The organism is Paenibacillus sp. EB106-04-04-XG159 (assembly GCF_058791835.1).
The window spans coordinates 201,044-222,948 of record NZ_JBYTDY010000009.1; the positions used below are offsets into that span (position 1 = coordinate 201,044).

Sequence of the window (21,905 nt, forward strand, 5' to 3'; positions counted from 1 at the left end):
TCTGATGAAAAAAAGAAAATTTCCTTATTATGTGGAACTTCTTGTTTTTCACCTTGCATATCTTGGACTCATTATGGGGACATTGGTTATTTATGATCGACCGGAGTCTGATGAAACGTTTATTGTCCTCATTCGATTTGGAGGACTCCTCATGTTCCTTTTTGGATTCTATTTAGTATCTTTTCTTTACGGTTTGTATTTTCAATTTAAACACAAACTATCAATTACTAAAATGGCTTTATCGACCGGGCTGGTTTTTATTACTACAACAATTGGAATGTGGCCGTTTTGGAGACCCGATCTGTTTTCTAATGATATAAAAACACGTTATCTCTTCTCTCAAACTGCGTTAATAACTTGTTGTTTTCTAATAGGAGGTAGTCTAGTTAAATGTATATACTATTTTAAACAAAGAAAAACTAACTAACCTGAAGTGAGCCCATAAAGTTAGATGAAATTAGTTTCTTATAGTTTTGCTGGGCATAAATTCAGTACTGAGTACTATGTTGGTAATGCTCAAAAATTAATGGATTAATTGAGGAAAGAGGACGAGAGCTGTTGCCTCGTCCTTGTTTTTGTAGTTGGAGAACCGGTTAGAATTGGTATTTGCAGAGATTAGGTACTCTAAAGCAGCTCCAACTGTCTAAGCGAATTCGAGGGATGAGGAGGAGAACGTTATGAATAAACGACATATCAGCATATTGGGAGCGACTATTGCGGTTGTTATTATTGGGGCTTTTTTCGCAGTAGATAAGGCATTTAATTTGGAGAAAGTTGTTCCACAAACTACGGATGATTCAAATAGTAAGGTGGATTTAATTCAGGATTCGTTTGATACAAAGGATCAAACGATTGGGGAACTTCCTTCGACACTTACTTATGATCGGCTCGTTGAAGCTGATGATGAATGGAATTCACATCCGAAAGGACCTGTTGCTGAGGAGGGATTCAAATGGTTTGCTGAGAAGGAATTCCCGAATCCCCCAAAGACGGTTACAGATCTTTTAGCTAGTATGGCCGGCATGTATCGAGGTGAGGAACCATTCACGCACTCTAGGGCAATCGCGTTAGAATACTATTCTATGCAAGAACCATTTGTTTCAGAGCTCGCGTTAATTGGTCCTTTCCCAACTCCAATGATTGATGATTCTTCAAATCAAGATGTCCGTATCCATTCCATCAACGAATCCTATAAGGAATTTAAACAATATGTTGATAAGGTAGATGAAATAAAAACTGAGTCAGTAGATGAATTACGAAACTACCAACTTGACACTTCAAAAATCGAAATTGTTGGAGTCGAAGTGGAATTATTAGAAGCAGTAATGAAAGAAATATCAGAATCAGATGAAAAAAATTTAGAGAAGCTAATACACCCTGAGGCTGTAACTGGTGCATTGAGTTTTTTTAATATGACTAGAAAAAATAAATCTGTTACTAAGCTTGAGCTTGATAATTCTAGAGTAGATGCGATCAAAGAGGAATTTGGATTGGAGAAAGAAAAGGTACAAATGGTGAAGGTACATATGCTTCAACTAGATGGTACCCCAACAGATCTCAATCTAATATACGTCTACTCGAATGATGAATGGTTATTGTTCAGAATTGATTAAAATGACATTGTAGATCTTCGGATCCTGATGAATCTTCCGGATAAGGCTTCGGTCAGGTTCAGCGTCGGTATTCATGGAACTTTGTCTTACTATATAGTGATTACTTAGGGGTACTGTCACATGAAGAAATGGATTGTAATGCTCTCGATTGCGATTTTATGTCTACTGCTCAAGTCTTATACGTTGCAGATTTAAGCCGTTTAAAATAGCATTTTTTCTGGGGGAGTGTTTACTTGAAACGAGCGCTTGGATTACTTATTTTTTTATTTCTTTTAACAGGTTGTGCCGAAAACACTACTGAATACACCAAGAAAATTGAAAAACTGGAGAAAGAAAACCAAGAATTGAAAAAACATAATAACGAATTGACCCTTATGAATACTGAATTAGAAGAAGAGAATAAACGATTAGAAGTAGCAAGAACTCAGCTACAAATATTTGATCGCACATCAAGAAAAATTATGAGGTACATAGCGAATGGTGATTTTGATAAGCTAAGGGAATTTAAAGCTGAATTTGAGTTAAACGAAATCAAAGATGAAATATTATTTACCAAGATAGATAATAATATGTCTTTTCCTACTAAAATATTTGATGCGCCTATGTATATAGCCAATATTGTTACTACCGAAGCAGGGACAAATATCGGATATTTTATTAGCCATGACCCTAATGAAGGTGACTTACTCGTTTACTTTAAATATGATAAAGACATGAATTTCGAATATATAGCATCAGGTCATTAATAACAGAAGAATAGCAATCATAACGTATGAAATGAATTGTTAGCCCGCCAAAAGTAAGGCGTGCACTATGAGATCGTGGTGCCTAAGCACACGATTCTGATAGAGAATCCAGTAGTCGTCGTAGATCGATACGTCGATAAGTATGAAACGTGTGAAGCAGCAGCCGCCTTCGTAGAATTCTTGCGCAGTGAGCCGGCGCAGAAGCTGTGGCATGAGTCAGGATTCCGCCCTGTTATTCCGCTGCCTGGAATCGAGACGGAAGCGGCAGACGAAGGTGTGTTTATGATCGAGGATATGGGTGGCTGGAAGCATGTCCGCGAACTGCCGTACAGTAAGCGCGGGATCTGGTATCAAGTATTAGCGAGACTATAGCAGAATGGATGATACGCCGCGTGTCCTTGAGATGAGGGCATGCGATGTTTTTTTATTTTGCTGAGTATGTGTCTTGGTTGCTGATCATTATTTCGTAGACTCAGTATTGGTGAGCCTTTGAGTACTATCCCATATCCTCAGAATGGTGTGAGCACCTGAGAAGTTGGGAAGCGACAAACCTAACGAAATATGTATATCGGGGTTTGCAATCACTCTTGGCCGAAGAAACCGGTGGCGCGGTGATCCGCACCGTCCATGTCGGCGTGTCCAATTTTGTGAGCGCCGACTACATCCAATCCTCTTTGTTCGATATGGAAGAAGATGAGAAGCTAACCCATCTCGCCTCAGCCGTTGACCGCATTCAAAATCGCATCGGGCCGGCCGCCGAACTTGTATTTCACTTTTCACAATTGTAGGTATTGCGCAACTCTAAAGTTAACCTCTAGCTGATCTCCTTCACTTCGACCACCCTTGAAAAAACTTTTGGGTTTGACCGTCATATTTTGCAGTTATGCTACGTCTGTCAAATGGAGACATCGCCAAGCCGACCGGCGCAACCAATTGGTATTATTTTCGTCTATAAGGAGGGGCTAATGTAAGGAGGTATTTATTGTAATGAGATTATTTATCATAATGTTGTTGGCGATTAGCTTACTTGTGGGTTGTACTTTAAATTCCAGTTCTACTCCATCTCCTGCTATTACCAACAATCCTACTCCATCGTCTTCGGCAAAAGAAGAACCAGCGGCCCAGGGTCAATCAGGCGAAAACTCAAACAAGCAAGTTGCATCAACAGACTTTGTAAATTACGACGAGTTGTCCGAACTGGCCCGTCGAATTAGTCACTATACGGGTGTCGATTATTCGGAGGATCAGCTTGACAACATGAAAAAGGAAGATTGGCGAAAAAACTGGGAGAAGGCTGTTCGAGATTTTGCAGAAGAAAAGCTCCTGATTGACGTTACTTTTATGTTCTCATTACCTGGCACGTATAATCCAAGAAGCGTAGTCGTCGGAAGTACAGAAGGTACAATATACCGCGTCGATTTTGTCAAAAGATATAACTACGGCGGAATTTGGACGGCTACACATTATGGAACGGTTAGTGATTCCGACATCGAGACGGATGACCAACCCATCAAATATTGCACCATTACTTTAGATAAAGCAGACCCAAAAGTAAAAGAATGGGCGCAGACCTATCTGGATAACAAGCATGGAGCTGAAGAAGTTTTTGTTTCTGGCAATGCAAATATGAATGAAGACAAAACCTATATTTTACTTGTTGCTGAACCGGAGGCATCTATTGAGCTATTGAACATCCAGGCTTCCAATCAAAAGATTGTTATAAATTATGCGGACAGTTTCCCTGATGTACAAATGTATGGACGCGAGCCTTATGTTTTACTTGAATTTGAAGCCCCTGCATTGGATATTTTTATAAGGAAGTATTCCTCGGTCCGAATAAAAGACGTTCGGCCATATATGTAGTCATCATAAGCGTCACACAAGCTCGAACTAGCCCATAACCTATCCCATCACACGACAAGCGATATTACCACTTTTTATCATTAGGTAATCTGATTCCTTGACTGCTGGATTCCGTTCACTCATACCTGTTCTGGAGGCAATCAGTAAGTTCATATGTGCAGCTAAATTCTTTGTATTACTACTTGCATTTACTCTTACAAACGTTTCTATATCGTTAGCTGAAACATTGTCACTTGATAGGGACAAGTATCAATTATCAAATTGCATTAAATATGAAGCATATCGAAAAGAGACAAACCTCCACTGCGGAGAACAGTATCTAGATCCAAAAAGACGACTATGGATTGAATTCTTCGTCATTTTCCGTATATAATAGAGCGATTACAAGTCTATAGAAAAAGGTGTCATGAATGAGCATATTAAATGTAGAAAATCTTAGCCACGGCTTCGGAGATCGTGCCATATTCAAGGATGTATCCTTTCGCCTCTTAAAGGGCGAACACATTGGATTAATCGGCGCGAACGGCGAAGGCAAGTCCACGTTTATGAATATTATTACAGGTAAGCTGCAGCCCGATGAAGGCAAGGTGGAATGGTCGAAGCGGGTACGGGTTGGTTACTTGGATCAGCATGCAGTACTCACTAAAGGAATGACGATTCAGGATGTGTTGAGAAGCGCATTTCAATATTTATTTGATTTAGAGCAAGAGATGAACGACATGTACGCGAAGATGGGGGATGTCTCGCCAGAGGAGTTGGAGAAGCTTCTGGAGGAAGTCGGGACGATTCAGGATACGCTGACGAACCAAGACTTCTACATGATCGACGCTAAGGTGCAGGAAACGGCGCGAGGTCTCGGGATCACCGATATCGGACTAGATCGTGATGTTCACGATCTGAGCGGTGGTCAGCGTACTAAGATTCTGTTAGCTAAGCTTCTGTTGGAGAAGCCGGACATCCTGCTGCTTGACGAGCCGACGAACTATTTGGACGAACAGCATATCGAGTGGCTCAAGCGCTATCTCCTGGAATATGAGAATGCATTTATCTTGATCTCTCACGATATTCCGTTCTTGAACAGTGTCATCAACCTCATTTATCATATGGAAAATCAATTGCTGTCCCGCTATGTCGGTGATTATGATCAATTCCAACAAGTATATGAAATGAAGAAGCAGCAGCTTGAATCCGCATTTAAGCGCCAGCAGCAAGAAATTGCTGAGCTGAAAGACTTCGTACAGCGCAACAAGGCGAGTGTAGCGACTCGCAATATGGCGATGTCGAGACAGAAGAAGCTCGATAAAATGGATGTGATCGAGCTCGCGAAGGAGAAGCCGAAGCCGCAGTTTAACTTCAAGGATGCGAAGGCGTCCGGCAAGCTCGTTTTTGAAGCGAAGCAGCTGGTTATCGGCTACGATCATCCGTTGTCTCGTCCGCTCGATCTGCTGATGGAGCGCGGACAGAAGATCGCGCTTGTCGGTGCGAACGGGATTGGTAAGACGACATTGCTGCGCAGCATTCTGGGCGAAATCCCTTCATTGTCGGGTTCAGTAGAACTCGGGTACAACCTAGATATCGGTTACTTCGAGCAGGAAATGAAGGACGGAAACTATAAGACGTGTATCGAAGAGATATGGGAGACGTTCCCTCACTTCACGCAATTCGAGGTGCGCGCGGCGCTTGCGAAGTGTGGTCTGACGACCAAGCATATTGAGAGCAAGATCGCGGTATTGAGCGGGGGCGAGAAGGCTAAGGTGCGTCTGTGCAAGCTAATCAACCGTGAAACGAATCTGCTCGTATTGGACGAACCGACGAACCACTTGGACGTAGACGCGAAGGATGAGCTTAAGCGCGCATTGAAAGCATTTAAAGGCAGCATTCTGCTCATCTCCCACGAACCAGAGTTCTATCGTGACGTCGTTACAGACATTTGGAACTGTGAGGATTGGACAACTAAAGTTCTATAATATTCAGTTTAAGTTAAAGAGACTATCCCTTAGGCGCAATTCGCGGCTTAATGGGCTAGTCTCTTTTTGCAAGGAGAAGCAAGATGCCTTATATTAGTGACATAGATAAAGGCGAGCTTGGTATGACAAGTAGATCAATTATAAGGGTGGTAAAGGTGATGACAACATATATCGCATTGCTGCGCGGCATTAATGTAGGCGGTAAAAACATGATCAAGATGTCGGAATTGAAGCAGATGTGTGATTCGATCGGATTGAGCCAAGTGCGAACCTATATTCAGAGCGGCAACGTACTTTTTAAGTCGGACCTAGATGAAGTACCTGTACGTAAGCTCATGGAAAATGAGATTGAACGAGTATTCGGATTCCCGATATCAGTTGTGATCAGAACCGCGGAGGAATTAAAGAGGGTGGCAGATAGCTGTCCATTTTCAGAGAAGGAAATAGAAGAAGCCGCAGCCTCATCCGAAGGCGAGAGCTTGTATGCGGCGTTCTTGCTTGATCAACCTTCGCTAGAAAGCATGGATCGGCTGAAGAACAGCAATAATGAAAACGATGAATATCGTATTGTGGGACGTGATGTGTATCTCTTATTTCGCAGCAGCATACGCAACTCAAAGCTGGCTAACAATCTGAACAAGTTGGATGTCCCGGCGACAACACGTAATTTTAAGACGATTAACAAGCTGATCGCTCTGGCAAATGATATGGAATAGTAAACCCGGTCATCGGAGTGATTAATTGAATAGTAAATGTTAACTCAGAAGTAGAATGAATCCAAAGCTGTGCAAGCCAATATTTCGAGATAAGGGAAGGAACCTCATTTCTCACTGGCAGTATAGCAATGACCGTTGATGATGCATCTTTCAATTATGGATAGCTCGAATCGGACAATCACTCAGAAGTATGTAGCGGATATGCTTGCTGACAAGATCACGGTCCAAGATGGACTCCAAGATATGGAGTTTGAATTGCAGGCTACTCTTGATGATTTTTCTAAAAAGTAGCCTCAACATTTCATAATCAGATACGATGCAATAAGAACTGCTTCCAAGATTATCGCATCTGGAGCAGAGAATAGTGAGGGAAACGAATATGACGAAAAGACTATATTATGATTCAGCATATTTGACCGAATTGGAAACGGAGATCATAGAAACCGTTGTCAGAGAAGACGGCATATATGTCATCTTGAAAGAGACAGCATTCTATCCTCATGGAGGTGGACAGCCTTGTGATAAAGGATATATTCAAGAAATTCCAGTAATCGATGTCATCACTGAATCTGATCTCATCTTACATAAGCTTGAAAGTCTGCCCGAAGAGAGAAGAGTAACCTGTAGAATTGACTGGGCGCGCAGATTCGACCATATGCAGCAGCATAGCGGACAGCATCTGCTATCAGCGGTATGCCTTGACATGTATCAGGCGAAGACACTTAGCTTTCATCTCGGAATGGATTACTGCACGATAGATGTGGAAGCGTCTGAGCTTACCTCTAGTCAACTGGAAGCGATAGAGCATGAAGTCAACCAGCAAATATATCAGAACCACTGCATCATAAGTTATATGGTGACGGAACAAGAGGCTAATCAGTTAGAACTGGTCAAACAGACGAGCTTGACAGACAATATCCGAATTGTAGAGATCAAGGACATCGAACATAACGCTTGCGGTGGAACGCATGTCTCTTCAACGGGGGCGATCGGCATGATCAAGCTGCTCAAGTCGGAGAAGCATAAGGGAAACATGCGAATTTATTTCAAATGCGGATATCGTGCCTTGGAGGAATTTTGTGAACATCAAACAATCGTAGGAGCGCTATCGGTTAAGTTCAAATCGAGCAAAGAAGAAATCCTTGATCGAATGGATAAGTGGGAGAAAGAGCATAAGCAGCTCCAAGAAGAGATGGCAGCTCTGAAAGACAAATATGATGATTATGCCGCACGTGAGCTGTTAGCTAATAAAGACGGGGCGATCATTGCAACTGTATTCCATGATAAGTCACTGAAAGATCTTCAGAATCTAGCTGGGAAAATAAACTCTCAATGCGATGCTCCAGTGTTGCTATTGACTACTCTGGAGAATAAAGTGCTCTTATCTCAGCGCAATAATTCCGGTTTTTCTTGTGGTGCATTCATGAAAGCGCACCAAGTTCATTACAATGGAAAGGGCGGCGGCAGCGATATACTTGCTCAGGCTGCATTTGCCAATGAAGAGGATGCCTTCGCATTTTATGAATTTGCTGTTCGTACGTTGCAAGAGCAATTTTTGTAAGTAATTAACGAGATTAATTAGAATTAAATAAATAGTCATAACAGCAGCTGTTTAATAGGAAGTAAGAAAAAAGGCGAATTTCACGAGATATGTGAAATTCGCCTTTAATGTATGTACATGATCATCGGGCACTGCGTCCTGTTAACAGCAGCATGAGGAAAGAAATCAAGATAATCGTCAACGTCCACGCCCATGCCATAATGGTATTGCCGGAATCGACCGCGACATAGATGGCTGTTGGGAGTGTCTGTGTCTTGCCTGGGATGTTGCCGGCAACCATCAAGGTCGCACCGAATTCCCCAAGGGAGCGGGCGAAGCCGAGTATATACGCCGTCATAAACGATCGCCATGTTAATGGCAGCACTACATAATAGAATAGCTGCCGTTCATTAGCCCCAATAGCACGGCCTGCTGCGAGTAAGTCTTGGTCGATCGCTCCGAATCCAGCCTTCATCGTTTGATACACTAATGGAAAGGCGACGACAACCGCGGCAATAACGGCACTCCACCACGTGAAGATGAGCGGCGCTGCAAACAACCATTCCAGAAATCGTCCGAAAGCACTGTTTCGGCCCAATAAGACGAGCAGCAGGAATCCGATGACCGTCGGTGGCAGTACGATCGGCAGCATAAACAGCGTTTCGATCCATACTTTCCCCTTGAATTGCCGCTTGGACATCCACCATGCGGCAGCAACGCCGAGCAGCATAGCTAGCACACTGGATAATAGCGCGACCTGCACAGAAAGACGGATTGGAGACCAGAATTGCTGCCAGTCTATAACGCCTATATTCATGTATTCGGCATAGCGGAGAACCCGTACTTCATGAAAATGTTCATCGCTTCTTCTGATCGCAGAAAGCTGTACAGTTCCTCTACTTCCTTAGAATGCTTCGTGGCCTTTACGATTCCAACTGGGTAAACAATAGGGGAGTACGCTGCTGCATCTACCGTTAACGCTATTTCCGCCTTGTTAGAGGCTAATGCATCCGTCTTATATACGAACCCCGCTTCGACGTTCCCCGTTTCGACGTATTGGAGCACTTGTCGAACGTCCTTGGCTTGAACCATCTTCGGCTGCAAGCTGTCCCATAGCTTGTCCGTCGACAAGGCCTCCTTCGCATAGGCGCCTGCAGGAACGCTCTCCGGTATGCCGATCGCGATCTTATGTACGGGGTCTAAAGCTAGATCTGACAGATCACGAATGCCTACAGGGGAGCCAGCCGGCTTAACCACAACTAACTCATTAGAGAGTAAGTTACTCTGCTGTGCTGCTTCCACAAGACCTTTATCTACGAGCGCCTGCATATGACTTGGGGCTGCGGAGATAAAGAGATCTACAGGTGCTCCCTGTTCAATCTGCTGCTGCAGCGCACCTGAACCGCCATAATTAAAGTTAAGTATGATATCTTGGTTGTTCGTTTCATAGACTTCCTTTATTTCCTGCAAGGCGTCCTTCAAGCTAGCAGCGGCTGAAACTAGCAGTTCTACTTGCTCTTGATCAGCTGCCGTAGAAGAGTTGACCGCTGGTATCTCATTACCTAGACTTTGCTTAGAACCGCATCCTGCAACTAGTAGTGCAAGCATTAGAACTAACAAAAGCACCACAGAATGACGTTTGGCATGTATCTTCATATTGTTTCTCCTTTCTCGTACCTCGTCAGCACGGACATTCCTTATCTTAGCATTTTTCATGCTGCCAATAGAACATATAATCATTCAATTCACGAATAAGTTCACAAAACTACCTCTTATCATGTGAGTGGAATCACATATCAAGCGTGATGCAAATCATAAGATTATAGTATATTTAAAATTCAATCTATTGGAGGAATATTCATGAGCAAGATTACATTGCAAACACCAGTGGCAGACATCGTAACGATCATCCCGCGAGCAGCGGACTTGTTTCGTCAATTAAGAATAGATTATTGCTGCGGCGGGAAAGAGAGTCTAGAGCTCGCTGCGATTGAACGGAAGCTCGATCCTAAGCAGGTGCTGGAGGAAGTAGAGAAGATTGAACGCCAGCAAGCGGAATATGAATCAAGCCGTCCGCAATCTCAAGATGAAGCAGAGCTTATCCGATATATTCAGCAGAAGCACCATGCATTTCTTCGCGATGAGCTGCCGCAATTAACCCCTTATATCACCAAAGTAGCTCGTGTACATGGAGATCATTATCCACATCTGCTGCGTGTACAGGAGCTGTTTACAGCTCTGAAGCAGGAATTGCTGGAGCATACGGAGGAAGAAGATAAAGTCGTATTTCCGCTGCTGCTTCAATATGTAAACAATCCGGAGCAAGCAACTAGAGATCAGTTGATGCCGTATCTACTTAACTTAGAAGAAGATCATGACGGTGCCGGCAATCTGCTGAAGGAGCTTCGCGACATTACCCATGATTATGAACCGCCTGCTGACGCCTGCGGTACGTACCGACTCGTATATCAACGGTTGTCTCTTCTAGAGCAAGACACGTTTGAACATATTCATCTTGAGAACCATGTGCTGTTCAAACAGGTAAGGTCGATTCTAACGAACTGCTGTACGAATTAGTTGCTCGCTCGTGGTCGGATACGGTATGATGCAGTTGCAGGAAGGATGGGGAGAGATGGAAATTCAACCTATGCTCGATCAATTGCAGCGCCCAATTCGCGATCTGCGCATATCGGTAACTGATAGATGTAATTTTCGGTGTACGTACTGCATGCCGAAGGAAATATTCGGAGATGACTATCGTTTTCTGCCGAAGGCGGAGCTGCTTACATTTGCTGAAATAAGTCGCATGGCCCAATTGTTTGCATCTCTTGGAGTAAAGAAGCTTCGTTTAACTGGTGGAGAACCGTTATTGCGCCGCGATCTGTCTCAGTTAGTTCGTATGCTTGTGGGCATAGAAGGAATCGAGGATATCGGATTAACGACCAACGGCCTCCTGTTGAAGCAGCAGGCACAGGAGCTTTATGACGCGGGCTTGCGTAGATTGAATATAAGTCTGGATGCGCTGGATCCCGAACTGTTCGCGAGGATGAATGGTCGCGGCGTAACACCTGATGTCATACTGGCTAATATTGAATTGGCGAAATCTATCGGATTCAAGATTAAGATAAACACCGTTATTCAGAAGGGTGTAAATGAAAAAGACATAGTACCGCTGGCAGCTTATTTTAAGGAACATGGGATAATGGTACGCTTTATCGAATTCATGGACGTTGGCAATGATAACGGCTGGAGCTATGATAAGGTCGTTACTAAACGTGAGATCTATGATATTCTGTGCTCTAAGTACGAATTAGTACCGATGGATCAGCACTATTACGGCGAAGTAGCTAAGCGCTATCGCTATGCAGGGAGTGAGTCTGAGGTAGGCTTCATCACTTCTGTTTCCGAATCGTTCTGCTCCTCATGCACTCGTGCACGCCTGTCCTCAGACGGCAGCCTATATACGTGCTTATTTGCCTCCAAAGGGTTCGACCTTCGTCGCATGCTGCGCAGCGGCGTGACTGACGACGAGCTTCGAGAGACGATAAGCAGCGTATGGGAGCATCGTTCCGATCGTTACTCAGATGAGCGAACAGAGCAAAGAGCACTCCACCTCCAAAAAATAAATATGTCGTACATTGGAGGGTAATTATTAATGTTAAATGGTTGTTCACATTCAGCAGGCAGGACATTCTAGTTCGCATGAGTACATGTGGTATAATAGCCCTGAGAATGAGCGTCATAACATTACCATGTTGGGGGCAGTCACAGTGAACACGATTGTAGTTATTGGCGGCGGGATAACCGGTCTGTCGACCATGTATTATTTGCAGAAGGCCCTGAAGGGGAAATCGATAGACGCAAGATTCGTACTGATTGAAGCGAGTGAAGAACTAGGCGGTAAGATTCGAACAGTTCAACAGAAGGACTTCATCATCGAGACAGGTGCAGATTCCATCGTTGCGCGCAAAGCGAATATGGCGCCATTCCTTGAAGAATTAAAGCTGACAGAGAAGATCGTATATAATGCGACTGGCATCTCTTACATTTATACAGATGGACAATTAAAGAAGATTCCGGAAGATGCGGTGTTTGGAATTCCGACAAGCATAGAGTCGTTATTGTCGAGCGACATTGTCTCGGATGCAGGAAAGGCAGAGGCATTAAAGGATCTCAGCACGACGAATGAATCCTTCACATCGCAGGACTCTCTCGGCTTATTCTTGGAGCATTTTCTAGGTCATGAGCTTGTTCAGAAACAGATAGCACCTGTCATATCCGGAGTTTATTCAGGGGAACTGAACGATCTGACGATCGCTTCTACATTCCCTTATCTATTGGAATATAAGAACCAGTATGGAAGCATCATTCGAGGATTATCGGAGAACAAAGAGAAGTTCTTAGGAAACGGAAGCAAGAAATTCATCTCCTTTGAGCATGGAGTAAATGCACTGATCGATACATTGGAGGAACGTTTAACTGATGTGGAGATATGGAAGGGAATCAAAGCCGTTTCCATCGAGAAAGATCAGGATAAATACTGCGTGAAGCTGAGTGATAATCGCGAGATTGAAGCAAATATGGTCGTGTTAAGCACTTTGCATTCGGCCGCACAGTCCATGCTTAATTCAGAGGAGTTGGATAAGGACTTCAACGAGTTGAACAATCGATCGATGATCAGTGTGTATGTGGGCTTCGATATCCCTAATCAAGAGCTGCCGATGGAAGGAACCGGATTCATCGTAGGCAAGGACAATGAGCTGACGTGCAATGCCTGCACTTGGACAAGCCGGAAATGGGCGCATACCTCCAAGAACCAGCGGCTGCTGATCAGACTGTTCTATAAGAGCTCCAACCCGCACTACTCCACATTAATTGAGCTATCGGAAGATCAGTTGAAGGAAGTCGCATTGCGGGATGCCAAGCTGAGTCTCGGTATTACAGGAGATCCAGTGACTTGCGAGATAACCAAGTGGCATGACAGCATGCCGAATTATCATCTGAAGCATCCGGGCATTGTGCGATCACTGGAAAGAAAGATGGAGCTGTATTATCCAGGCGTCTTTTTAGCAGGATGCTCGTATTATGGTGTCGGGATCGCTGACTGTATCGCAAACGGCGAGCAAACCGCGGAGCGTATTGCAAAACGGTTATTATCATAAGGCTTTAAAGCTAAAAATGAAGTATATGAACAGGCGCTCTGCTATATAGTGGAGCGCTCTTTTATTTTCCAGACCCTGTAAAATTCGAATGAAGGACACTTTTAAAGCTCTTGAATATCCTTGTTTCATTTTGGAGACGGTATAAAGAAAAGAAATTACCTATTCGTAGTTAAGGATATTGATGGAGGTTCACCATGGAGCATACTGACGAACGACTATTGATAGCTGCATTAGGCGGAGTAAATGAGATTGGTAAAAATATGTACGTTATAAGGTATGGTGATGATATTGTCGTAATCGATTGCGGTTCGAAGTTCCCAGATGAAAGTCTGCTTGGGATAGACCTTATTATTCCTGATATTAGCTATTTAATATCGAATAAAGATAAGGTTCGAGGATTAGTGGTTACACATGGACATGAAGATCATATCGGCGGCATCCCTTACATCTTAAAGCAGCTTCAAATTCCGATCTATGCTTCACGCTTAACGTTAGGTCTGATTGAGATCAAGTTAAGAGAACATGGCATCCTTCATGAAACGAATATGCAGCGCATCGATGCCGATTCAACTATTGAGCTAGGGACTATCACGTGTTCCTTTTTTCATACGAATCATAGTATTCCAGACTGCCTCGGCATCGTATTTGATACGCCTGAGGGAACAGTCGTACATACGGGTGATTTTAAATTTGACTTATCACCTGCTAATAAGCAATATCCTGATCTTCACAGAATGGCGGATATCGGCAAGAAAGGTGTTCTTATTCTCCTGTCAGAAAGCACGAACGCTGAACGCCCTGGCTTTACACCTTCAGAAAGTCTCGTTGGAGATCATATTAAAGAGGCATTTAATCGAGCAGAAAGAAGAGTATTCGTATCGACATTTGCATCCAATGTCAACCGACTCCAGCAAGTTATTGACGCCGCTTTTCATACGAACCGCAAGCTGTTCCTTCTGGGTCGAAGTATGGTTAACGTTGTGTCAGTTGCGCAAGAGTTAGGGTATTTAACGATTCCTTCCGGTATGCTTGTCGATGCGGAGACGGCAGCTAATCTTCCGCTGGATCAGATCGCAGTCCTTTGTACAGGCAGTCAAGGTGAACCGATGGCAGCGTTAGCCCGATTATCCAACTCAGCACATAGACATATGAAGATAGAAGCAGGAGATCTGGTCATAATAGCAGCCAGTCCTATTCCAGGTAATGAACGGAATGTTGCTCGTATCATTGATAATCTGTACACTCTTGGGGCTCAGGTAATTTATGGTTCACACAATCAATTTCATGTATCAGGTCATGGCAGTCAAGAGGAGTTAAAATTAATGCTCACCTTGATGAAACCAGAGTACTTTGTTCCGATTCATGGGGAATTCCGTATGCTGCATCAACATCGTATACTTGCGGAAGCAGTAGGGGTAAACAGTGATAATATCTTCATCCTCTCAAACGGCGATGTGGTGGAGTCAGTCAAGGGGATTGTTCGTCAAGATGGGCGCATCACGGCAGGACAAATACTTGTAGATGGCCTGGGAATCGGGGATATTGGCAATATCGTGCTTCGCGATCGTCGTCAATTGTCCGCTGACGGTATCATCATTGTTGTGATTACGCTCAGCAAAGCAGAAGGTAAGCTTATGTCTGATCCTGATACCATATCCAGGGGGTTCGTATATGTACGTGACTCTGAAGAGCTTATCGAAGATATAAACCAGCTCGTGGCGGCGACCGTTGAGAAGTTGCTGGAGGATCGAATTCATCAATGGAACGTGATGAAGAAGACGCTAAAAGATACTTTAGGTCAATTTTTATACAATCGAACACAAAGGCGGCCGATTATTCTTCCCATCATCATCGAAGTGTAAGAAATGATTGAAGGATAGTGGGTTATAGGATGCCTAGCATAGGACAGTCCAAAGCGGCTGTCCTTTTCATTTGTGATCAATATATTAATAAAGTGTTAAATTATCTAATACATAATTAATACGACATAAACATGTTTTGTAACATCTTAGAATTATATTAAGGATATAAACGATGATGAGATAATACCATAGTTATTACCAGTAAAACTGAATATAGAACTTGTTGTATATTTAGATAAACAGAACTCAATTTATTTACTGCAGGTGAGGAACAATCATCCCTAGAGATTTAATTCTTAGCTTTGGTTTGTTGACGTTTTTTACATTTTTCTTCGAGCATTATTTGATGGAAGTCAATGTGAATTTGGAAGATAGAACACGATACACATGGAAGGTGGGGCTCTATCAAGGATTTGTAGGCGTCATTTTATTTTCCTGTGGTCACCCTTACAATTATCATGGAATAGCGGATTTGAGCGAGATCACCATTCTGATCTCTTCTTACGTTGGGGGACCGTTCTCTGCAGTGATAACGACGGTAATGAATCTTTTATTTCGATTAGCCTTCGAGTCATCAACCGAGATAATGATATCGGTAACAGTCGTTATATCACTCAACCTTATTATAAGTATTATCTCTGTTCGTTTTATTAAACACTACTGGATGCAGTGGGTAGTATCCGTTACTTGCTCTAACCTCGTTTTTTTATTATCTTATTTAATTCTAGATTATTATCCGTTTGAAACTGTTGTGCTGCAGTTTATTATCGCTTATCAGGCATCAGGCCTATTTATAGCGGCGAAGCTGTATTACATGAGTAAGACTCAAAAGCTAAAGCAGAAATTTGATGTCCTGCAGAGCGATTTATTAGAAATTCTTCATCTTCAACCCGGATTTATATACAAATTAACGAAGGAACAAGGAAAGATTGTATATAAAATTGCTGGCGGCACACTTTTAAACGAGATAGGGATTTCATATGAAGATATCGTTGGAAAGTCCATTGATGAATTAACCGTATTTTCGAGTGAGTTGAATGATTTCATGCAATCTCAAAAAGAGAGAGCTTGGCGTGGTGAGTATGTATCGTTTGAATTAAACTTTGCGGAGCATACGCTGTTGGCCACCTTAAAGCCAATATTCAGCGAAAATAGGGTTAGTTCCGTCATTGGTACAGTGACAGACATTACCGAACGCAAGCGATCAGAAAGGCAGCTCGTAGAAAGCGAAGAATTATATCGCACTCTCGTTGATAGCTCGCAAGATTTTATCATTCGAACGGATGTAGTAGGGCGCATTACGGCAGTAAATAAGAAAGTATTAGAGGTCACTTCTAAGCAGTCGGAATTCCTAATAGGAGAGCACATAACTACACTATTTCCTCCTGGGAAACATATTGAGACGTGGTTGTATCATTTTAACCAAGTCGTTTCTGGCAGGACAATGGAGAGTTTTGAATACAATATCAAGTGTGATAACCAAGAATGTGACTTTTACGTCACGCTGTCACCATTTTATGACATGAATCAAATCGTCGTCGGAGTTATGTGCACTGCACATGATATTAAGAATCTAAAGAAGAGTAGAGCAGCTGTTGAGGCTAATAAAGCCAAGAGTGTGTTCGTCGCTCGCATGAGTCATGAGATTCGTACACCGTTAAGTGCAATTATTGGGTTGTCGGAGTTGTTGATGAGGCAGGAGATGTCACCTGTGCAGAAAGATTATTTGGACAAGATTCTCTCCTCTTCCCATGTATTGCTTGGGATCATCAATGATGTTCTTGATATCTCAAAGATTGAAGCGGGTAAAATTGAACTTCAGAAAGCTCAATTTAACATTCATCATCTGATGCAGGAATTATCTGATATCCTAACTGTGCTCGTAGGAGATAAACAGCTCAAATTTATCATCGACACATCAGCAGATATTCCGGAGACACTCTATGGCGATTCCATGCGAATCGGGCAAATTCTCATCAATATGATTAATAATGCCATTAAATTTACGGATTGTGGACATATCTATGTCAAAGTGGAATTGGTAAGTGTTGAGGATCATCTCTTTCATATTGAATTTTCAGTGGAAGATACGGGAATCGGAATTACAAGCGAACAAATGAGTCAACTGTTCGAACCATTCACTCAAGTGGGATATGATTCAAAGAATAAATACAGTGGAACTGGATTGGGCTTATCGATCTGTAAATACTTTGTTGAGTTGATGGGAGGAACTATTCATGTAAGCAGTCGGCCGGGGCATGGAAGCAAGTTTTCATTTATACTTCCATTCGATCAAGTATCACTTCATGACCAGATGAGTTGGGAGGATCGAATCGAATATTCACAAATGAACATACTCGTAATCGAGAGTAATGAGGCAGTGAGAAGCGGAATATGTTCCATGTTGGAATCTATGAATTTTCGAGTGACTACGTGTGAACATGACAAGAATCTCGATTTATCTAGTATGAATGTTGAAGTGATATTGACAGATATAAGTATGGATGACAAGTATAGTCTCGATGATTGGCTGCTGTTAAAGCGACGGACTACTGCTTTAGTTCATCATGTTGCGATTTTGACTGCTAAGGTTCATGAAGAAATCAGGAAACTTCCAGATGATTTACAGCCGGATGCCATTATTCTGATGCCCATTAGCCGTATCGGTCTGATGCGTACGATGAGGTCCTTGGTGTGGAATGAAGTCAAACAGCCTGCGATGCTTCAGATAACACAAGTCAATGCCCTGCACGATCGCCACATGAATATACTGCTTGCTGAAGATAATGAAATTTGTCAGCTTGTAATAACCGAAATGTTGAGAGCTTATGGTTTTCAAGTAACCGTTGCGAATCATGGTATTGAAGTTCTTCATTTACTGAATCAGGGTAGATGGGATTTGCTCTTAATCGACATTCAGATGCCAGAGTTGGATGGAGTAGAGACAACGAAGATCATTCGTGAAGATCATCGTTTTGATCATATGCTGATCCTCGCCGTAACGGCCAATATGGTATGGGAAGATCATGAGATGTATCACAGCATTGGTATCGATGGTGTATTAACGAAGCCGCTAGATATCAATCAACTGATATCGTTGATTAACCGACAGGATGCTGCTAATGACTACAGTTTGTTCACTGCGAGCGAACATCGAGAACCTTTAAAGGGTCCGATAACCGGAATAGATGTACAAGCCATTCTTCGAAGAATTAATGGAAAGTATCATATTATGATCCATATGTTTCATGTATTCTTGCGCGATTATAGTCATTTTTCAGACCGAATGAAGGATTCGTTGTCACGCAACGATCTCTTATGCTTCGGTAAAATGCTCCATACCCTTAAAGGCGTAGCTGCAAATATCTCTGCAGATGGACTGCTTGATGCAGCAAGTAAGCTCGAAATCGTGTTAGAGCAAGGTGGAAATATGGATGCTGGCATGGAACTATTGGACAAGGAATTGCAAATCATAATTGTTTCGCTGCAACATTATGTGAATGACGGATACGATAACAACAACATCTATGGAAATGATGGCGAGAGGGTTTAGCAATGAGAGTACTACTAATTGAAGATGACGCAATCGTTGGTGAAATGATCAAAATGTATTTGGCCGAAGAGGGCTGCTTCGTAAAAAGAGCAGATACAGGAACTCAGGGCCTTAGCATCTTAAGAGACTTTAATCCGGATGTCGTAATAATTGATTATGTTCTCCCGGATCTTAATGGTACGGAAGTCTGCAGGGAAATACGCAAAGATTCTTTAGTGCCTATAATTATGATCTCGATGAATACGGAAGTAATGAATCGAATAGACGCGTTGATGGATGGTGCTGATGATTATCTATGTAAACCGTTCAGTATGAAGGAGCTCTCGGCGAGAATGATTGCTAATATTCGAAGAGCTTATCACGGGCCTATTCAGCGAGAATCGAGCAACAATGATCTTGAATCTAGAACAGAAAGAAAGAACATCATCATTGAACAAGAATATCGAACGATTAAAGTCCGTGATCAACGTGTGGAGACGACCTGTACCGAATTTGAGATTATGAAATTGTTCTACAATCATCCAGGGCGTGTATTTAGCCGTGAGGAATTGATTATTCATTTGCGTGGAATAAATACGTTGGTCAATGAGCGTTCAATCGATGTACATGTGATGAAGTTAAGGACTAAAATTGAGGAAGATCCTAAAAACCCGAAATATATTAAAACGGTCTGGGGAATAGGATATAAATTTACTTTTTATTAATTCGATCATTCGAAACCTTCTTTGAGAAGGTTTTTTTCTGTCTAAGGAATGCAGTTGAAAGAATGAATGAAGTATAACGAAAAAACATAAATAACAAACACTTATTTTAGACTTGTTTTAATAACCCTGTTCTATGATTTGATTAGTTAATTGACTTTTTAGTAGAAAAGGGGTCAAGGCAAGTGCGCAATTTAAAAGTAGCAAACAAGCTGTTTCTGTTAATCGGAATTTTTATCATTGGAATGGTAACGCTTACGGGTATTGTATATCTTTCGATGACATCTATGTCCAACGATGCGGACGTAATATATAAAGATCGAATGGTGCCTCAAGCGAACTTCCTCAAGTATCGTGCAAACAATCGGGAGATGGAGACCCTTGTGTTCCAATTCATGCAGGACAACTTGAGTCAACAAGCGGAGAAGTACAAGGAGAGATTTGAAGAACTATCCGCTGAGAATATGAATTATCTAGATTCGTTTCTGGTGTCAGGGATGTCGGAAGAGGAGAAGAAGCTCGTAAATGACATTAAAGCAGGCTATCCATCCTATCTTGAATCTTTGAAACACACCATCGTATTGGGAGAGCAGGACAAAGAGGAAGCTTTCGCATATTTCAAATCGGAAGTTATGAAGGCGTACAGTGTTATACAACCATTAGGTGTTCAGTTGGAGAAGCAGCTCATGGATAGTGCAGATGCAATTAACCAACTCAATACCGAACATGCTCAACAAAGCATTCTGCTCACGATCATCATTTCTGTTGTATTGATTGTGATGTGTATCGGAGTAGGGATCTGGATTACTCGAATGATCGTAAAGCCAATACAATCCGTACAGAAAGTGATAAAGGATGCGGAGCGTGGAGATTTCACCGGTCAAGTGAACTATCACTCCAAAGATGAACTCGGGCAATTAACTAACTCGTTGAATAGTATGATGACTATATTAAAAGGTTTGTTCGGTCAGTTTGCAGATACATCACAGCAAGTAGCGGCGTTCTCGCTTGAACTCACAGCAAGTTCTGAGCAGACGAGCCTCGCTAGTGAGCATATTGCTTCCAACGTTCAAGAATTGGCAAGTGGAGCGGAATTGCAGGTGCAAGCAGTTGAGGAAACTGTGGAAACGCTGAAATATATGGAAAAAGGTGCACGGCATATTGCCCAGAATGCGCAAATTGTGTCTGAAACAGCCATTCAGGCATCGAATAAGTCACTAGAAGGTAATCAAGCCATTGAAATGGTTGTACAGCAGATGAATTCGATTCATGGAGCCATAAACGAATTGAGTCATATCATTCAGGGATTGAATCGTCGATCCGATGAGATTGGTGCTATTATTGAAGCCATTACAGGGATTGCAACGCAGACTAATCTGCTCGCTTTAAATGCAGCCATTGAAGCATCGAGGGCTGCAGAACATGGCAAGGGGTTTGCCGTTGTCGCTAGTGAGGTTCGCAAGCTGGCAGAGCAATCGGCTGGTTCCGCTAAGAAAGTAGCAGAACTTATTTCTACTATCCAATTGGAAACTGGAAAAGCAGTTGATTCGATGGAGAGGGCTTCGAATGAAGTATTTTGCGGTATTGAAATCGTCAGTACCGCAGGTCAATTCTTTGAACTAATCCAACAGTCCGTGAATATGGTTGCCGGTCAAATACAAGAAGTCTCGTCCGAAGTTCAAGATATGGCTTCAGGGACGGAGCAGATGCTTCGTTCCGTAGAACATATCAATGAGGCCGCCCTGAACTCAGCAGCCGGTGCGCAGAGCATCTCGGTCGCAGCGGAAGAGCAGCTTGCATCAATGGAAGAGATATCAGCATCTTCTTCTTCGTTATCCCGTATGGCGGACGAGCTGCAAGATAAAATGAACCAATTTAAGATTTAATAATAAGTACATCCTATTCATTATTTTGGGGGGATATCAGTGGAAGGATCAGCTCAATTGAAACAAGAGATTGAACAAAAGAGAAGTCAGTTGTTGTTGCTGAGCAATATTCTTGGTTTATCATCCAAGCTGGTATTAATTATTTCTCAAGAATTAGATGAACTACTGAATACATACGAGAAATTAAAAGAAAAATTGTGAGGCTGCCATTGGCAGCCTTTTTTCGTGTCATATATGCACCTCACCTCCGCCTAGAAAGAGGGATATTTTACTTGTTCTAGGGAAAATCTACAATG

18 protein-coding genes are annotated in these 21,905 nt (G+C 42.5%); 16 read left to right on the forward strand and 2 right to left on the reverse strand.

Features of this window, described 5'->3' with window-relative positions:
* Positions 1-677: 677 nt before the first annotated feature.
* From AC3WTP_RS13325 to AC3WTP_RS13360, 8 genes are all read left to right on the forward strand, one after another.
* The gene (locus tag AC3WTP_RS13325) at positions 678-1,613 is read left to right on the forward strand and encodes a hypothetical protein (RefSeq protein WP_492395103.1); all 936 of its coding nucleotides are present in this window, start codon (positions 678-680) and stop codon (positions 1,611-1,613) included.
* Between the two features lie 233 nt (positions 1,614-1,846).
* On the forward strand, positions 1,847-2,359 hold the full coding sequence (locus AC3WTP_RS13330; protein WP_492395104.1) for a cell division protein ZapB: 513 nt from the start codon (positions 1,847-1,849) through the stop codon (positions 2,357-2,359).
* A gap of 78 nt (positions 2,360-2,437) precedes the next feature.
* Positions 2,438-2,731 carry a substrate-binding domain-containing protein gene (locus AC3WTP_RS13335; protein WP_492395105.1) on the forward strand — a complete coding sequence of 98 codons (294 nt, stop codon included), beginning with the start codon at positions 2,438-2,440 and terminating at the stop codon, positions 2,729-2,731.
* A 215-nt stretch (positions 2,732-2,946) separates the two neighbouring features.
* Positions 2,947-3,147, forward strand: a complete 201-nt coding sequence (locus AC3WTP_RS13340) for a hypothetical protein (RefSeq protein ID WP_492395106.1) — start codon at positions 2,947-2,949, stop codon at positions 3,145-3,147.
* 199 nt (positions 3,148-3,346) lie between these two features.
* Positions 3,347-4,222 (forward strand): hypothetical protein, encoded by an 876-nt coding sequence (locus AC3WTP_RS13345; protein ID WP_492395107.1) that lies wholly within the window; start codon positions 3,347-3,349, stop codon positions 4,220-4,222.
* A 410-nt stretch (positions 4,223-4,632) separates the two neighbouring features.
* Positions 4,633-6,189 (forward strand): ABC-F family ATP-binding cassette domain-containing protein, encoded by a 1,557-nt coding sequence (locus AC3WTP_RS13350; RefSeq protein ID WP_492395108.1) that lies wholly within the window; start codon positions 4,633-4,635, stop codon positions 6,187-6,189.
* A gap of 158 nt (positions 6,190-6,347) precedes the next feature.
* Positions 6,348-6,905, forward strand: coding sequence for a DUF1697 domain-containing protein (locus tag AC3WTP_RS13355; protein ID WP_492395109.1), 558 nt, complete (start codon positions 6,348-6,350; stop codon positions 6,903-6,905).
* Between the two features lie 379 nt (positions 6,906-7,284).
* Positions 7,285-8,466, forward strand: coding sequence for an alanyl-tRNA editing protein (locus tag AC3WTP_RS13360; RefSeq protein ID WP_492395110.1), 1,182 nt, complete (start codon positions 7,285-7,287; stop codon positions 8,464-8,466).
* Between the two features lie 121 nt (positions 8,467-8,587).
* Here the strand turns inward: AC3WTP_RS13360 and modB are convergent, their stop codons facing one another.
* Together modB and modA are read right to left on the reverse strand one after the other, a co-directional pair.
* On the reverse strand, positions 8,588-9,262 hold the full coding sequence (gene modB / locus AC3WTP_RS13365; RefSeq protein WP_492395111.1) for a molybdate ABC transporter permease subunit: 675 nt from the start codon (positions 9,260-9,262) through the stop codon (positions 8,588-8,590).
* Positions 9,259-10,101: a molybdate ABC transporter substrate-binding protein gene (gene modA / locus AC3WTP_RS13370; protein ID WP_492395112.1), complete on the reverse strand. Its 843-nt coding sequence runs from the start codon at positions 10,099-10,101 to the stop codon at positions 9,259-9,261. Before modA ends, modB begins: the two co-directional genes overlap by 4 nt.
* Positions 10,102-10,305: 204 nt before the next feature.
* Between modA and ric the strand changes: the two genes are divergently transcribed.
* The 8 genes from ric (at position 10,306) to AC3WTP_RS13410 (ending at position 21,810) form a co-directional block, all read left to right on the forward strand.
* Positions 10,306-11,022 (forward strand): iron-sulfur cluster repair di-iron protein, encoded by a 717-nt coding sequence (gene ric / locus AC3WTP_RS13375; RefSeq protein WP_492395113.1) that lies wholly within the window; start codon positions 10,306-10,308, stop codon positions 11,020-11,022.
* A 55-nt stretch (positions 11,023-11,077) separates the two neighbouring features.
* Positions 11,078-12,094, forward strand: coding sequence for a GTP 3',8-cyclase MoaA (gene moaA, locus AC3WTP_RS13380; RefSeq protein WP_492395114.1), 1,017 nt, complete (start codon positions 11,078-11,080; stop codon positions 12,092-12,094).
* Between the two features lie 121 nt (positions 12,095-12,215).
* Positions 12,216-13,607 carry a protoporphyrinogen oxidase gene (locus AC3WTP_RS13385; RefSeq protein WP_492395115.1) on the forward strand — a complete coding sequence of 464 codons (1,392 nt, stop codon included), beginning with the start codon at positions 12,216-12,218 and terminating at the stop codon, positions 13,605-13,607.
* Between the two features lie 194 nt (positions 13,608-13,801).
* Positions 13,802-15,469 carry a ribonuclease J gene (locus tag AC3WTP_RS13390; protein ID WP_492395116.1) on the forward strand — a complete coding sequence of 556 codons (1,668 nt, stop codon included), beginning with the start codon at positions 13,802-13,804 and terminating at the stop codon, positions 15,467-15,469.
* 364 nt (positions 15,470-15,833) lie between these two features.
* The gene (locus AC3WTP_RS13395; protein WP_492395117.1) at positions 15,834-19,022 is read left to right on the forward strand and encodes a hybrid sensor histidine kinase/response regulator; all 3,189 of its coding nucleotides are present in this window, start codon (positions 15,834-15,836) and stop codon (positions 19,020-19,022) included.
* A 2-nt stretch (positions 19,023-19,024) separates the two neighbouring features.
* Positions 19,025-19,726: a response regulator transcription factor gene (locus tag AC3WTP_RS13400; protein ID WP_492395118.1), complete on the forward strand. Its 702-nt coding sequence runs from the start codon at positions 19,025-19,027 to the stop codon at positions 19,724-19,726.
* A gap of 182 nt (positions 19,727-19,908) precedes the next feature.
* Positions 19,909-21,609, forward strand: a complete 1,701-nt coding sequence (locus AC3WTP_RS13405; protein WP_492395119.1) for a methyl-accepting chemotaxis protein — start codon at positions 19,909-19,911, stop codon at positions 21,607-21,609.
* Between the two features lie 39 nt (positions 21,610-21,648).
* The gene (locus AC3WTP_RS13410; protein ID WP_492395120.1) at positions 21,649-21,810 is read left to right on the forward strand and encodes a Spo0E family sporulation regulatory protein-aspartic acid phosphatase; all 162 of its coding nucleotides are present in this window, start codon (positions 21,649-21,651) and stop codon (positions 21,808-21,810) included.
* Positions 21,811-21,905: the final 95 nt, after the last annotated feature.